At 56.6% G+C, this 13222-nt stretch carries 11 protein-coding genes; 5 read left to right on the top strand and 6 right to left on the bottom strand.

The window, feature by feature from the left end:
- Positions 1–35: 35 nt before the first annotated feature.
- Together WG219_04565 and WG219_04560 are read left to right on the top strand one after the other, a co-directional pair.
- Entirely contained in the window at positions 36–1799 is a 1764-nt protein-coding gene (locus WG219_04565; GenBank protein WXL26759.1) for a PAS domain S-box protein, read from the top strand.
- Positions 1800–1925: 126 nt separating this feature from the next.
- Positions 1926–2114 (top strand): hypothetical protein, encoded by a 189-nt coding sequence (locus WG219_04560; protein WXL26758.1) that lies wholly within the window; start codon positions 1926–1928, stop codon positions 2112–2114.
- On the opposite strand, the gene WG219_04555 is transcribed toward WG219_04560, so the two are convergent.
- The 3 genes from WG219_04555 to WG219_04545 all read right to left on the bottom strand — a co-directional run bounded on the left by WG219_04555 (position 2098) and on the right by WG219_04545 (position 7679).
- Entirely contained in the window at positions 2098–3288 is a 1191-nt protein-coding gene (locus WG219_04555; GenBank protein WXL26757.1) for a Bcr/CflA family multidrug efflux MFS transporter, read from the bottom strand. The genes WG219_04560 and WG219_04555 overlap by 17 nt on opposite strands.
- 104 nt (positions 3289–3392) lie before the next feature.
- Positions 3393–6527, bottom strand: coding sequence for an efflux RND transporter permease subunit (locus WG219_04550; GenBank protein WXL26756.1), 3135 nt, complete (start codon positions 6525–6527; stop codon positions 3393–3395).
- Positions 6528–6539: 12 nt separating this feature from the next.
- Positions 6540–7679: an efflux RND transporter periplasmic adaptor subunit gene (locus WG219_04545; GenBank protein ID WXL26755.1), complete on the bottom strand. Its 1140-nt coding sequence runs from the start codon at positions 7677–7679 to the stop codon at positions 6540–6542.
- A 123-nt stretch (positions 7680–7802) separates the two neighbouring features.
- Here WG219_04545 and WG219_04540 point away from each other — a divergent pair, with 123 nt between their 5' ends.
- Positions 7803–8459 carry a TetR family transcriptional regulator gene (locus WG219_04540; protein WXL26754.1) on the top strand — a complete coding sequence of 219 codons (657 nt, stop codon included), beginning with the start codon at positions 7803–7805 and terminating at the stop codon, positions 8457–8459.
- On the opposite strand, the gene WG219_04535 is transcribed toward WG219_04540, so the two are convergent.
- Positions 8438–8650 (bottom strand): cation transporter, encoded by a 213-nt coding sequence (locus WG219_04535; GenBank protein WXL26753.1) that lies wholly within the window; start codon positions 8648–8650, stop codon positions 8438–8440. The two genes, WG219_04540 and WG219_04535, sit on opposite strands and share 22 nt — an antisense overlap.
- 142 nt (positions 8651–8792) lie before the next feature.
- On the opposite strand from WG219_04535, the gene WG219_04530 reads away from it, so the two are divergent.
- Together WG219_04530 and cueR are read left to right on the top strand one after the other, a co-directional pair.
- Positions 8793–11180: a heavy metal translocating P-type ATPase gene (locus tag WG219_04530; protein WXL26752.1), complete on the top strand. Its 2388-nt coding sequence runs from the start codon at positions 8793–8795 to the stop codon at positions 11178–11180.
- An 18-nt stretch (positions 11181–11198) separates the two neighbouring features.
- On the top strand, positions 11199–11600 hold the full coding sequence (cueR, locus tag WG219_04525) for a Cu(I)-responsive transcriptional regulator (GenBank protein ID WXL26751.1): 402 nt from the start codon (positions 11199–11201) through the stop codon (positions 11598–11600).
- A 3-nt stretch (positions 11601–11603) separates the two neighbouring features.
- On the opposite strand, the gene WG219_04520 is transcribed toward cueR, so the two are convergent.
- Together WG219_04520 and tesB are read right to left on the bottom strand one after the other, a co-directional pair.
- Positions 11604–12191: an HAD family hydrolase gene (locus WG219_04520; protein ID WXL26750.1), complete on the bottom strand. Its 588-nt coding sequence runs from the start codon at positions 12189–12191 to the stop codon at positions 11604–11606.
- Positions 12188–13057, bottom strand: coding sequence for an acyl-CoA thioesterase II (tesB, locus tag WG219_04515; GenBank protein WXL26749.1), 870 nt, complete (start codon positions 13055–13057; stop codon positions 12188–12190). Before tesB ends, WG219_04520 begins: the two co-directional genes overlap by 4 nt.
- Positions 13058–13222 lie beyond the last annotated feature (165 nt).

The following is a 13222-nucleotide window of genomic DNA, read 5'->3' as shown; positions in this document are numbered from 1 at the left end:
TGCTTAGCTCATTCTGGATATATGGCAGCGATCGAGTGCTGTCTTTACTTGTCAATGACGCAGACGTGTTGCAACAACTGCAAACGCTCAAAGGCCTCGTCTTCGCTCTGGCCAGTGCAGCGCTGGTCTTTTTCACCTGCTACAAAGGACTTAATTCCCGTCGTCGCCAATTACATCGGCTTGGACAAAGTGAGCAGATGCTCTACCTGGTGCAAAGTCACTGCACAATGGGCACCTGGGAGTACCGGGAAGATTTTTTCTGGAACCCTGCTGCATTGAAGATTCTCGGTCGCGACAGCAATGACGAGCAAGCGAGTCTTGCCCACCTGCTGACGTGGTTACATCCCTCAGAGCGCGGAGCCGTTCAGCGGGCCGTACAGGCACTTATAGACAGCCAGATCGAGCTGAATGTTTGTGCACGATTATCCCAACCAGCACAACAGCAACCGGTGTGGATTCTGCTGCATGGCGAAGTCAGCGCCGACGGAAGAATTCTTGGCACAGTGCAAGACATTAGCGAACAAAAACATGCCGAAAGTGCGCTGCACGAAAGTGAAATGCGCTTTCGCCAATTGTTCGAACAAACGCCCCGTATTGCCGTTCAAGGTTACGACCGGGACAACCGGGTGATTTTCTGGAACGAGGCCAGCGCTCAGTTGTATGGCTACAACATCAACGAAGTACTGGGCCGCCGTATGGAAGAGCTGATAATCCCTCCTTTGCAACGCAGCAAAATGAGCTCAGCCAGCCACTTGTGGCAGCGCAACGGCTCGGCTGTCAGCACCGGTGAAATCCAACTACAGCGCAAGGACGGCAGCATGGTTTGGGTCCACTCCAGCCAACTGGTTATCCGCAACCGTCTGGACCAGTTGGAGAAATATCACATTGATATCGACCTGACCGAACAGAAGAAAATGCATCAGGAGCTTCTAGTCAGCGAAAGCCGTTATCGCGCTCTGGTGAATCACCTAGCAGATGCAATCTTCATCATCGACAGCAACAACCATTTGAGCTTCCTCAACCCTGCGTGGGAGCAAATCAGCGGTCACAATATCAATGAGAGTCTAGGCAGCCCGCTGCACCGCTTTATTCCAGAGCTGGGCCATATGCCATTAATCCAGCACTTAGATGATCTGCGTAACGGTGTGCAAAGCAACCTGCGCCTGGAGTGTCAGATGCTGACGGATAAGGGCCAGGTCCGCCGTGTAGAACTTCAGCTTAACCGCAGTGAGCCAGATGGCTGCTTGCACGGTAGCCTGCGTGATGTACAAGAGCGATACCAAACCCAACACTTACAGCAAGCCCGCAACGCTGTGCTGGACAAACTCCTTGGGCACAAGTCTCTCGAAGACATTCTGGATGTCATCACCCGCAGCCTGGAGGCTATACAGCCGGATATGCGTGTGTCGATCATGCTGCTCGACAGCCAACACTGCCTTTACATCGGCTCAGCGCCTAGCCTGCCGCAAAACTACTGTCAGGCGATTGATGGCATACAAGCTAATCCGGGCGTAGGCTCTTGTGGCCATGCAGCCTACACGGGAGAGCTGGTCATCGCTGAGGACATCAGCACCCACCCCAACTGGCAGGGTTACCAAGACTTAGCACTGAGTTCAGGCCTGCAGGCCTGTTGGTCGCTGCCCTTCAAGGACGACTGCGGAAATGTGCTGGGGACGTTTGGCGTCTACTACCCACGCCCAGCCAGTCCAAGCCAAGCGGATATTACTCTGGTAACCGAATTTACCCGTCTGGCCGGACTGGCAGTGCAAAGCTGTGGCCGTCAGGAGCAGGCCAACTAATGGCCGCCCGTTGAACAACATGCATCGGGCCCGGTAACACATCAGTACTTGCCGGGCCTGTCTCATGTCAATTTTCATTGGCGCAAATGGGTCTAGACTGAACACTTCTGAACAGGAGTGCAGCCCATGAAAATTGCAATCCAGCCTCAAAGAACCGTCAGCGGTCAGAACTGGCAAGTCATGCTGGATCATAGCTGCGTGACGTTTCACACAGAAACAGAAGCCCGGGAATTTTTCAGCACTTTACAGCGCCGGATCAGGGCGCCACACGCCCTGCCGGCACTGCCACAGATGCACGCTAGGCGGCAGGCTTGAGCTGACGCTGCTCAGCCCAACGGGTAAAGAGTGAGAAAAACACAGCCAGCACACCGCAGCTGAAGATCAGTACGGCCACCGGCCATGCTGTGCCATCGTGCAGCACGCCAACCAGGCTCGCGGTGCTGGCGGATATAACGAACTGCAAGCTCCCCATCAATGCAGACGCACTTCCTGCATGGCTACCTTGCCCGGCCATAGCGCAGGCTGATGCATTAGGCATCAATATCCCTAAGCAGGCGATGCAGCCGAACAGAGGGATCAACAAGGGCCACAAGGCAACAGGCTTAGCCAGAGCCACAAGCAATAACGCTAAACCACAGAGCAGATAAATCCATACCGCGATATTCAGCCAGTGGGCCGGTCCGTGGCGTGACACCAACCAAGCGTTGACTTGAGCAACCAGAACAAAGCCCAGCGCATTACTGCCGAACAGTAGACCGTAATGCTTGGGATCAACGCCATACAACTCAATAAAGATGAAAGGAGAACCCGCCACATAGGCAAACATCCCCGCCATGGCAAAACCGCCGCTCAGGGTATACCCCATAAACGGCAAGTCATCAAAAAGACGTCGATACTCGCGCAAAGCACCACTCAGGGGAGCGGGAGGTGCATCCTTGTCTAGGGTTTCTGGCAACCACAGAGCAATAGCCAGTAAGCAAAGGCCGCTGAAAATAGCCAGGCAGTAGAAAATTGATGACCAACCAAAGGCGCTCAGTAACAACCCACCGAACAGTGGCGCAAGGATTGGTGCCAGCCCCATTACCAACATCATCTGCGAGAACACTTTCGCTGAGTTGATCGGGTCACACAAATCGCGCACCACGGCCCGCGACACCACCATGCCAGCACAGCCCCCGAGCGCCTGAACAAATCGGGCCGCGATCAGCCACTCCAAGCTGGGGGCGAATGCGCACATCACCGATGCCAGGCAGAACAGGGTTACTCCAAGCAACAGCGGTTTGCGCCTGCCGAAACGATCAGCCATTGGCCCATACAGCAGCTGGCCAATCGCTAGACCAACAAAGTAAGACGCCAGCGACAGCTGAACATGTTCAACATCCGTCGAAAACTGCTCAGCTAGGGCAGGAAAACTTGGCAGGTAGAAATCCACGGCTAAAGGGCCGAAGGCGCTTAGCGCGCCCAGAATCAAGAGAAGGCGTAATGTCATAACAATCCAATCGCTTAGGCGCACCGCTGTAACTGCAGGGGACTACTGCGCCAATGGCCACTCAGAGAGGTATAAGAACGGGCAACTCCCTGCCCGTTCCCTTTTTATAGGTGCTGCTCGTCGACGGCTTTAGCGGTGCCTCTGCTTAGCTTTGCAGCCATCGATTCGACCAGTAAGTAGAACATTGGAATCAGGAAAATTGCCAGCAATGTTGCCGCCAGCATCCCTCCAATCACCCCGGTGCCAATGGAGTGACGGCTCGCAGAACCGGCGCCAGAGCTGATGGCCAGGGGCACAACACCCAGAATAAAAGCCAGCGAGGTCATGATTATCGGGCGGAAGCGCAAACGAGCAGCCTCCAACGCGGATTCAAAAATGCCCATGCCCTGTTCACGGTTAAGCACCGCAAATTCAACGATCAAAATCGCATTCTTCGCGGCCAGACCGATCAGTGTCACTAACCCGACCTGAAAATACAGGTCGTTTTCAATCCCGCGCAACCACACCGCCAGAATTGCACCGAAGACTGCAAACGGTACGGCGGTGACTACCGCCAGCGGCAATGTCCAGCGCTCATACTGGGCCGCCAGAATCAGAAACACCATGATCAGACCGAATACAAACGCGCTGCTACCTGAACCCTGGGTTTCCAACTCCTGATAGGCCGAGCCAGTCCAACCGATGGTGTAGTCGCTGCCCAGCACCTCATCGGCTACCTCCTGTATGGCATTGAGCGCTTGCCCCGAGCTATAGCCCGGCGCAGGGCCGCCGAGAATCTTCGCAGCCGGATAAACGTTGAAACGGGCAAACGTATCCGGCCCAAGAATGCGCTCAACCCTAACCAGCGTGGACAGTGACACCAACTCACCGCTGGCCGCCCGCACATATACCTGGGACAAGTCTTCCGGCTTGCGACGGAAGTCCGACTCAGCCTGCAGGCTGACCTGGAAGGTGCGTCCATATAAAGTGAAGTCATTCACGTAGTAGCTACCGAACGTGGACTGCATGGCCGTAAACACCTCATTCACCGGCACACCTAGGGCTCTTGCCTTGGTGCGATCGAGATGAATGTAGTACTGCGGCACATCCGCACTGAATGTGCTCTGCACACCGGCCAGTTCAGGGCGCTTGGCCGCAGCAGCAACGAATGCCTTGATCTTACCGGCCAACTGCTCCACCGAGCCGCCAGTACGGTCCTGAATAAAGCCTTCAAATCCTCCGGTGGTGCTCATACCGGTAATGGGTGGCGGATTGAAACTCAGCACCACACCATCCTTCTGTGCGGCGCCCATCGCCATAAAGGTCTGAGTAAGGTTGCGCGCGTCCAACTCTGGCGTTGTCCGTTCACTCCAATCCTTAAGGGGGACGAAAGACACCCCAGCGTTGCTGCGTGTACCGAATGTAAGGATGTCAAACCCGGCAAAGGTCACTACGTTTTCCACCGCAGGATGATCCATGAGCTGCTTAGTGACTTCGCCAGTCAGTTCAGAAGTTCGGCTCAGGGATGCAGCAGGTGGCAGGTAATAGGCATTCAACACGTACCCCTGATCCTCACTGGGCACCAAAGAGCTGGGCACCCGACTGAACAGCAGCAGCATCAGCGCGATCATCCCGCCAAAAAGCAGCAGGCCGATAAAGGCCCGTTTGAGGAAGAAACGCACACCCGCGGCATAACCATGGGTGATCCGCTCAAACACCCGGTTAAACGCCCGAAACGGCGCCGCAGGTTCATGCTGCCCTGGTTTAAGCAGCAAGGCGCACAGCGCCGGGCTCAATGTCAGCGCTACGATCCCGGAGATCACCACCGACACCGCAATGGTGATCGCAAACTGTTTATACATCTCCCCGGCCAATCCACCGAGAAATCCCACCGGGACAAACACCGCGCACAGCACCAGCACAATGGCGATGATCGGCCCGGTCACCTCCTCCATGGCCTTGATGGTCGCCTCGCGGGGGCCAATCTTATCTGTGGCCATCACCCGCTCGACGTTTTCGATCACCACAATGGCGTCATCCACCACGATACCGATGGCTAACACCATGCCGAACAAGGTCAGCAAGTTGATGGAAAAGTCCAGTGCGTACATACCGGCGAACGTGCCGACCAACGACACTGGAATCGCCAACACAGGGATCAGCGTTGCCCGCCAGTTCTGCAAGAACACGAAGACCACCAGTACCACCAGCACCAGCGCTTCAAAGAAGGTGTGGATCACCTCCTCAATCGACACTTCCACAAATTTGGTGGTGTCGTAGGGCACCTTGTAGCTCATGCCCTGCGGAAAGTTCTGAGCCAGACGCTCAAGGGCCTTATTGACGGCTTCAGCCGTATCCAGCGCATTCGCACCCGGCTGCAAGTACACCCCAAACGCCGCGTTCTGCTGGCCGTTTAGCGAAGTTTTGAGGGAGTAGTCTTGGGCGCCTAACTCAATCCGAGCCACATCCTTGAGCAGCAGACTGGCTCCGGTATCGTCGCTGCGCAGAATCACCTGCTCGAATTCTTCTGGCTTGGTAAAGCGGCCTTGTGTCGTCACCGTGTAAGTAAAGGCCTGATCCTGTTTCAGCGGCTGCTGACCAAACGAACCTGCCGCAAACTGAGAGTTCTGCTCACGAATGGCGTTGACCACATCGGTCGGCGTCAGGTTGTACTGAGCCAGCTTGTCCGGTCGCAACCAGATGCGCATGGAATAATCTTTAGAACCAAACTGGGCAACATCCCCCACACCGGGCAGGCGCTTGAGTTCGTCGATCACATTGATCAGTGCGTAATTACTGATATAGACCGGGTCCAGCGAATCATCAGGCGAGAACAGGGTGACGACCTGAAGAATGTCCGACGACTTTTTCTCTACTTTCACCCCCTGGCGCCGCACCTCTTCAGGGAGTTTGGCCAAAGCGGCCTGAACCCGGTTGTTGACGTCGATGGTGGCCTGGTCGGGATCAACACCGACTTTGAAGTACACCGACAGGCTCATCACATCACCGCCGGAGTTGGACTGCTGGTAAATCATGCCCTCCACGCCGTTGATGGACTGTTCCAGCGGTGCCGCAACGGTTTCAGCAATCACTTGGGCGCTGGCGCCAGAATAGGTCGCGGTAACCGAGACCTCAGGCGGGAGAATCTGCGGATACTGCGCCACCGGCAGCGAACGCATGGCCATCAAACCGGCCAGCACGATGATGATGGAGATAACGGCAGCGAAAACCGGGCGGTCGATGAAGAAGCGTGAGATCACGGTAGACGCTCCTTAAGACTGGCGGGCAGGTGTATCAACCACCTTCACGGGCACATCCGGGCGAACTTTGAGAACGCCCTCGACAATCACGCGATCTCCCTGCGCCACTCCCGAGAGAATCACCCAACGCCCCTTGACCGTTGGCCCGGTGCTGACGATCCGCATGCGGGCCGTGTTGCTTTCATCCACAACATACACAAACGTTCCCGCCGGACCTTGGGAAACGGCTTGTTCCGGAACCGTTATGGCATTGGGCTGAGTCAGACCATGGACTTGGACCCGCACAAACTGCCCTGGCAGCAGTGACTGTTCAGGGTTTGGCACTACCGCCCGAATACTCACGGCCCCCGTACTGCGATCGACCAGGCTGTCAGTAAAGTTCACCGTGCCTTCTTGGGGATAGACCGTGCCATCACCATACATCACCTTGACCATCAGCTTGCCGTCCTCGGGCATGATCAAAGTGCCGTTGTGCAAGCCGTTACGGACGCTTTCCATGTCCGTATCCGGTACGGCAAAGTTGACGTAAATCGGGTCAAGCTGAGTGATATTACTCAGCAAGCTGGCGTTAGGGTCACCCGCTACCATCAGACTACCTTCAGATACCGTTTCCTTACTGGTAATCCCAGAAATCGGGGCTTTAACAGTGGTGTATTCGAGGTCAATCTGACGCGCTTTAACTTCGGCCTCAGCAGCCTGAATATTGGCCTTGCTCTGCTCAAAATTGGAAATGGCGTTATCCAGCTCGCTTTCGCTGGCAAAGCCTTTTTTCTGCAACTCACGAATTCGTCCCAGATTCCGCTCGGCTTGGCGATAACGCGCCTGCTCTTGCGCCAACGCCCCTTTGGCCCGGCTTAGCGCAGCCTCATAGGTGCGGGGATCAATCCGGAACATGACCTGCCCTTTGCTGACCCGGCTGCCCTCAAGGTAAGTACGCTCTTGCAAAATGCCGCTGACTTGAGCCCGAAGCTGGACTTCACGGTATCCAGCGGTACGTGCGGAATATTCGTATTCCAATGGCAAAAGTGAACTGCGTACCATTTCTACGACGACTTCCGGCGGTGGCGGTGCATCGGCCGCATAGGATGGGATTGGCTGTGCAATCAGTAACAGCGCACCGGCAACAGCCGCTCCTGGGCAAAAAAAGCGCATGTATGTCTCCATATGATGCGAGGCAATCCACTCCATTTACATACAAACTTGTCTGTAAATGGCTTATTATCAGTTTTCAACCATTATTCAGAACTGAGACTAGCCAGTTATTCCAAGCTCGCCATGCGCAGAACCAAAGAAGACGCCGAAAAAACCCGCATCACTATTCTGGAAGCAGCCGAAGCGCTATTTCTGGAAAAAGGTGTTGCGCATACCAGCCTGGAGCATATTGCCCGGCATGCTGGCGTAACACGGGGCGCGGTTTACTGGCACTTTGCGAATAAGGCAGACCTGTTCAACGCAATGCTCAATCAGGTGTGCCTGCCCCCTGAGCAATTGGTTGAGCGGGTACGCGGCTGCCCAGAGCGTGACCCACTGCACACATTGCGCTTACTGTGTATTGATGCCGTAGCCGGCCTGGCTCGCGACCACAAGAAACAGCGCATCTTCACCATTCTGCTGCGTCGCTGTGAGTTCACTGAAGAACTGCGCCCAGCCGAAGAGCAGCACGAAGCCTTCATCAATTTGTTCATCGAGTTGTGTGAACAACAGTTCAGCACCCCGGCCGTACTGCCACGCCTCTACCCGGACGTCACCCCGCGTCTGGCAGCGCGTGCGGTACACGCAGTCATCGTCGGTATGTTTGAGGACTGGCTGCGTGACCCGGGGATTTTCGACTTGGAGCACGACACGGCAACCATCATCGACGCCTGTTTCAGGGGCCTGGTGCGCGACTGGATGTGTTGCACAGCTTATGATCAGACCAAACCAGCACCATAGCCTGCCTCAGCAATGGCGATGATCAGCGCATCATCGGACTGGTCGCTGGTGATCTGCACAACCCCACTATTCAACTGCACCTTAACCTCCGCAGAAGCATCGACGGCTTTAACAGCCTCAGTAACGGCTTTGACGCAATGCTGGCAGGTCATGCCTTCGACCTGAAACGTGTGAACGGTTGTTGCTGACATAATGATCTCCTGATCTGTAATGTTAAGACGGCGTACAGTCTGCACCTTGCCATGTGGTTAAGGTCAAGCCGCCTCTATCAGACTTGACCTTAACCACATGGCAAGGATGATCCTCTAGGGCGAGATCAAAAGGAGTGCAGCCATGCCCCGTCCAAGCACCTTTACCCTTCCCGTCAGCGGAATGACCTGCGCCAGTTGTGCCGGCCGTGTAGAACGGGCACTCAATAAGATTCCCGAAGTAAGCCTCGTCAGCGTCAACCTGGCCAATGAACAAGCCCGCGTGGAAGCACCCGCAGGTAGCCTGGCCATATTGGTGAACAGCATCGACAAAGCAGGCTACAGCGTACCTACTGAGACACTTGAGCTGAGCATTCAAGGCATGACCTGCTCAAGCTGCTCAGGGCGCATCGAGCGGGCACTCAATAAACATTCGGCGGTACTCGATGCCAGCGTCAACCTGGCCAATGAGCGCGCCACCGTTCGCGTTCTCGCTGGGACACGCAGCGACGAACTGATCGCGACTATCAAAAAAGCCGGCTACAACGCCAACCTGGTCAGTCCAGCTGCGCCAGCGCTAAACAACGCAGAACGCAGCCTGCAACGCGAACGCCTGATGTTGATCCTGGCCATCGTCCTAACCGCCCCTCTGGTGCTACCCATGCTGCTTGAGCCCTTCGGCCTGCACTGGATGTTGCCTGCCTGGGTACAGTTCGCCCTGGCGACTCCCGTCCAGTTCATCTTCGGCGCCCGGTTTTATCGCGCCGCCTGGAGCGCACTGCGTAATGGCGCAGGCAATATGGATCAATTGGTCGCCATCGGTACCAGTTCAGCCTATGGCCTGAGCCTTTATCAATGGGCCAACAGTACACACGGGGAGATGCCTCACCTGTACTTCGAGGCCTCGGCCGTAATCATTACCTTGATCCTGCTCGGGAAGTATCTGGAAAGCCGCGCCAAACGCCAAACCACCAGCGCCATCCGCGCGCTACAGGCGCTGCGACCCGAGCAAGCACTGCGCCTGCGTGACGGCCTTGAGCAGTGGGTGTCCCTCAGTGAGCTGCGTTTGGGTGACCAGATTGTGGTGAAGCCGGGCGAACGCTTCCCTGTGGATGGCCGCGTGCTTGAAGGCCAGAGCCATGCGGACGAATCCCTGATCAGCGGCGAAAGCCTGCCTATTCCCAAACAGACGGGCGACAGTATCACTGCAGGCGCCATCAATGGTGAGGGGCGGCTGCTGGTCGAGACCACTGCCCTGGGCGCCGAAACTGTACTCTCTCGCATCATCCGCTTGGTGGAGGACGCCCAAGCGAAGAAAGCGCCGATTCAAAAACTGGTGGATAAGGTCAGCCAGATTTTCGTACCTGCGGTTTTGCTGATCGCTTTGGCCACACTGGGAATCTGGCTGCTGCTCGGCGCCGGACTTGAAACGGCCTTGCTCAACGCCATCGCCGTACTTGTAATCGCTTGCCCGTGCGCACTGGGGCTGGCGACGCCGACTGCAATCATGGCAGGCACGGGTGTTGCAGCCCGCCACGGCATCCTCATCAAGGATGCTGAAGCACTGGAAGTTGCCCATTCGGTGAATACCGTGGCCTTCGACAAGACCGGCACACTGACGTCAGGCACGCCGCGCATTGCTCACCTGCTTGCAGCAGATGGCAATGACGAGCAACTGCTGCAACTGGCCGGGGCACTGCAACGTGGCAGCGAGCACCCACTGGCCAAAGCGGTGCTGGAGGCGTGTATTGAACGCGAGCTGTCCTTGCCCGCCCTGAGCAATAGCCAGACGCTACCGGGACGCGGTATCCAAGGCGAGATCGGTGAGCGCCAGCTGGCACTGGGCAACCGTCGCCTGCTGAACGAACAAGGTCTGGACCAAGGTGACCTCGCTGCTAGCGCACTGGCGTGGGAGAACGAAGGCCGCACCCTGTCGTGGTTACTGGAGCTGTCACCACAGCCCCACGTGATTGGCCTGTTTGCCTTTGGTGACACGCTTAAAGAGGGTGCAGCACAGGGCATCGCCGCACTTAGCGCACAAGGTATCGCCAGCCATTTAATCAGTGGCGACAACTCCGGCAGCGTCAGAGCCGTATCCAGTGCCCTGGGCATTACCCAGGCCCACGCTGAAGTCCTGCCCGCAAACAAAGCCGAGATCATCAGCAACCTGCGCAAAGAGGGGGTTGTGGCCATGGTCGGTGACGGCATCAACGATGCCCCAGCCTTGGCCGCAGCAGATGTGGGCATTGCCATGGGCAGCGGCACCGACGTGGCCATGCATGCCGCAGGGATTACCCTGATGCGCGGCGACCCACGCCTGGTGGCTGATGCGCTGGAGATCAGCCGCCGCACGTACAACAAAATCCGCCAGAACCTGTTCTGGGCCTTTGTTTACAACATGGTAGGCATTCCACTGGCAGCCTGCGGCCTGCTTGACCCCATGCTGGCAGGTGCGGCCATGGCCCTGAGCAGCGTCAGTGTGGTCAGTAACGCTCTGCTGCTGAAACTGTGGAAACCCCAACACCATGCTTAAGCGAGCGAGGAATGAGTCATGAATATCGGTCAGGCGGCAAAACGCTCCGGCCTTAGTGCCAAGATGATTCGCTATTACGAAAGCATCGACCTGCTGCCCGCGGCCCAGCGTACTGACAGCGGCTACCGCGTCTACACGGTGCAAGACTTGCACCGTCTGGCCTTTATCAAACGTTCGCGGGACCTGGGCTTTTCGTTGGCGGATGTCGCCCAGTTGCTGGCCTTATGGGAAGACCGCCAGCGCGCCAGTGCCGATGTAAAGGCACTGGCGCAAGGGCATATTGATGAGTTGGAGCGCAAGATCAGCGAGCTGAGCAGCCTGCGCGACACGCTCAAGGATCTGATTCAACACTGCCAGGGCAACGACCGCCCTGATTGCCCAATTCTTAAAGATTTGGAATCAGGGGGCTGCTGTCATTAATCGTCAGAGCGATTGATGCAGTGCGGAGCAATCCACAGCGAAGTAGTCAGTCAGTTCCGGCCATGGGTTTTCCGGCAGATTGACCAGCACACTACGTGCTCCCGCAGCCCGAGCGCACTCCAGATCAAAGCGGTAATCACCGACCATCACCAGATTTTCCGGGCTGATCTGCCAAGCCTTAGCCAACAGCAGCAAGCCTGCGGGGTCTGGCTTGGGCGCGGCTTCATCTCGGCCGATCACATCGGCACGCTCAAAACATTCGGCGATGCCAATCGCCTCTAGGGTCACCCAGGCCAGCTCGTACGCATTACGGGTCAGAATGCCCAAGCGACATCCGCGAGCGTGCAGACTACGTACCAGCTCAACCGCTCCCGGAGCGGCAACAGAATTAACAGCCAGCTCCCGCTCATGCTCCATCAGCCAAGCGTGTTTGGCGGCTGCAAGCTCACTGGGCAAGGCTGCCAGATGCCCCAGAATATCGTCCTCTAAAGGGATATCCAGCGCCCGTTTGATGGCATCAAAGTCGTGGACGGCACGGGTCAACGTGCCGTCCATATCAAACACCCAATGCCGGGCAGCACTCAGGCTCACTTCCAGTCCTCACGCACACGGGTCAGGCCTTCCTGCGCAACAGAGGCCACCAGCTCGCCTTTGCGGTTGAAAATGCTGCCACGGGAGAAGCCACGGGCATTGCCAGCCCATGGACTGTCCATGCTGTACAGCAACCAATCATCCATGCGCAGGTTGTTGTGGAACCACAGTGAATGATCCAGGCTCGCCACCTGCATGAACTTCTGGAACACCGACACGCCATGGGGCTGCATGGACGTGGTCAGCAAATTAAAGTCACTGGCATAAGCCAGCAGCAACTTGTGCAGTTGAGGCTCGTCCGGGAGCGCACCTGCGGCCTTGAACCATACATGTTTAACCGGCTCGCACGGCTTGGGCGCGAACGGGTTGATAAAGGTAACCGGGCGAATCTCGATGGGTTTATCGCTGATAGCGCGCTCACGCATACGCTCAGGTATCAATTGCTGCACCATGCGCGCCAGCTCGGTTTCGGACTTAAACTCCTCCGGCCCCGGAACGTCTGGCATGCTGTTCTGGTGATGAAAGCCTTCTTCATCAATCTGGAACGAGGCGCTACAGGTAAAGATCGGCTGCCCCTTCTGGATAGCGGTCACACGACGCGTGCTGAAAGTACCGCCATCACGGACCCGATCCACTTGGTACACCACCGGCAAGGTCGCGTCCCCAGGGCGCAGGAAGTAGCCATGCATCGAATGCACATGGCGCTCAGATGCTACGGTCTGGCTGGCGGCTGAGACACATTGGCCAAGTACCTGGCCGCCAAACAGCTGGCGAAAGCCCAGATCCTGACTTACCCCACGAAAGAGATTTTCTTCAATGGTTTCCAGAGTCAACAACGCGACCAACTCATCTAACACCTGACTCATGCATGCTCTCCGGTTACACATTTGTACGAAGGTGAAATGTTAAAGACTTCAAAGGCTCTTGTCGGCCATTTGCGCCAATTAAAGCCGACAATTTCCAAGCTATTACGGCCAGATGCTGGCGCAAATCCCCCTGCGCTAGGTTGAGACTCCGCCAAACCGCCCGCA

It is taken from the genome of Pseudomonas mendocina, from assembly GCA_037482215.1.
Classification (GTDB): Bacteria; Pseudomonadota; Gammaproteobacteria; order Pseudomonadales; family Pseudomonadaceae; genus Aquipseudomonas; species Aquipseudomonas mendocina_E.
The sequence above is the reverse complement of the archived record's forward strand: the minus strand, read 5'-3'. Positions and strand labels throughout refer to the sequence as shown.

Bases quoted from the DNA above. Each gene is read 5' to 3' on its own strand.
- WG219_04530 (WXL26752.1), top strand. From the start codon at position 8,793: ATGCCCCGTCCAAGCACCTTTACCCTTCCCGTCAGCGGAATGACCTGC.
- WG219_04535 (WXL26753.1), bottom strand. From the start codon at position 8,650: ATGTCAGCAACAACCGTTCACACGTTTCAGGTCGAAGGCATGACCTGC.
- cueR (WXL26751.1), top strand. From the start codon at position 11,199: ATGAATATCGGTCAGGCGGCAAAACGCTCCGGCCTTAGTGCCAAGATG.
- WG219_04540 (WXL26754.1), top strand. From the start codon at position 7,803: ATGCGCAGAACCAAAGAAGACGCCGAAAAAACCCGCATCACTATTCTG.
- WG219_04560 (WXL26758.1), top strand. From the start codon at position 1,926: ATGAAAATTGCAATCCAGCCTCAAAGAACCGTCAGCGGTCAGAACTGG.
- WG219_04545 (WXL26755.1), bottom strand. From the start codon at position 7,679: ATGCGCTTTTTTTGCCCAGGAGCGGCTGTTGCCGGTGCGCTGTTACTG.
- WG219_04555 (WXL26757.1), bottom strand. From the start codon at position 3,288: ATGACATTACGCCTTCTCTTGATTCTGGGCGCGCTAAGCGCCTTCGGC.
- tesB (WXL26749.1), bottom strand. From the start codon at position 13,057: ATGAGTCAGGTGTTAGATGAGTTGGTCGCGTTGTTGACTCTGGAAACC.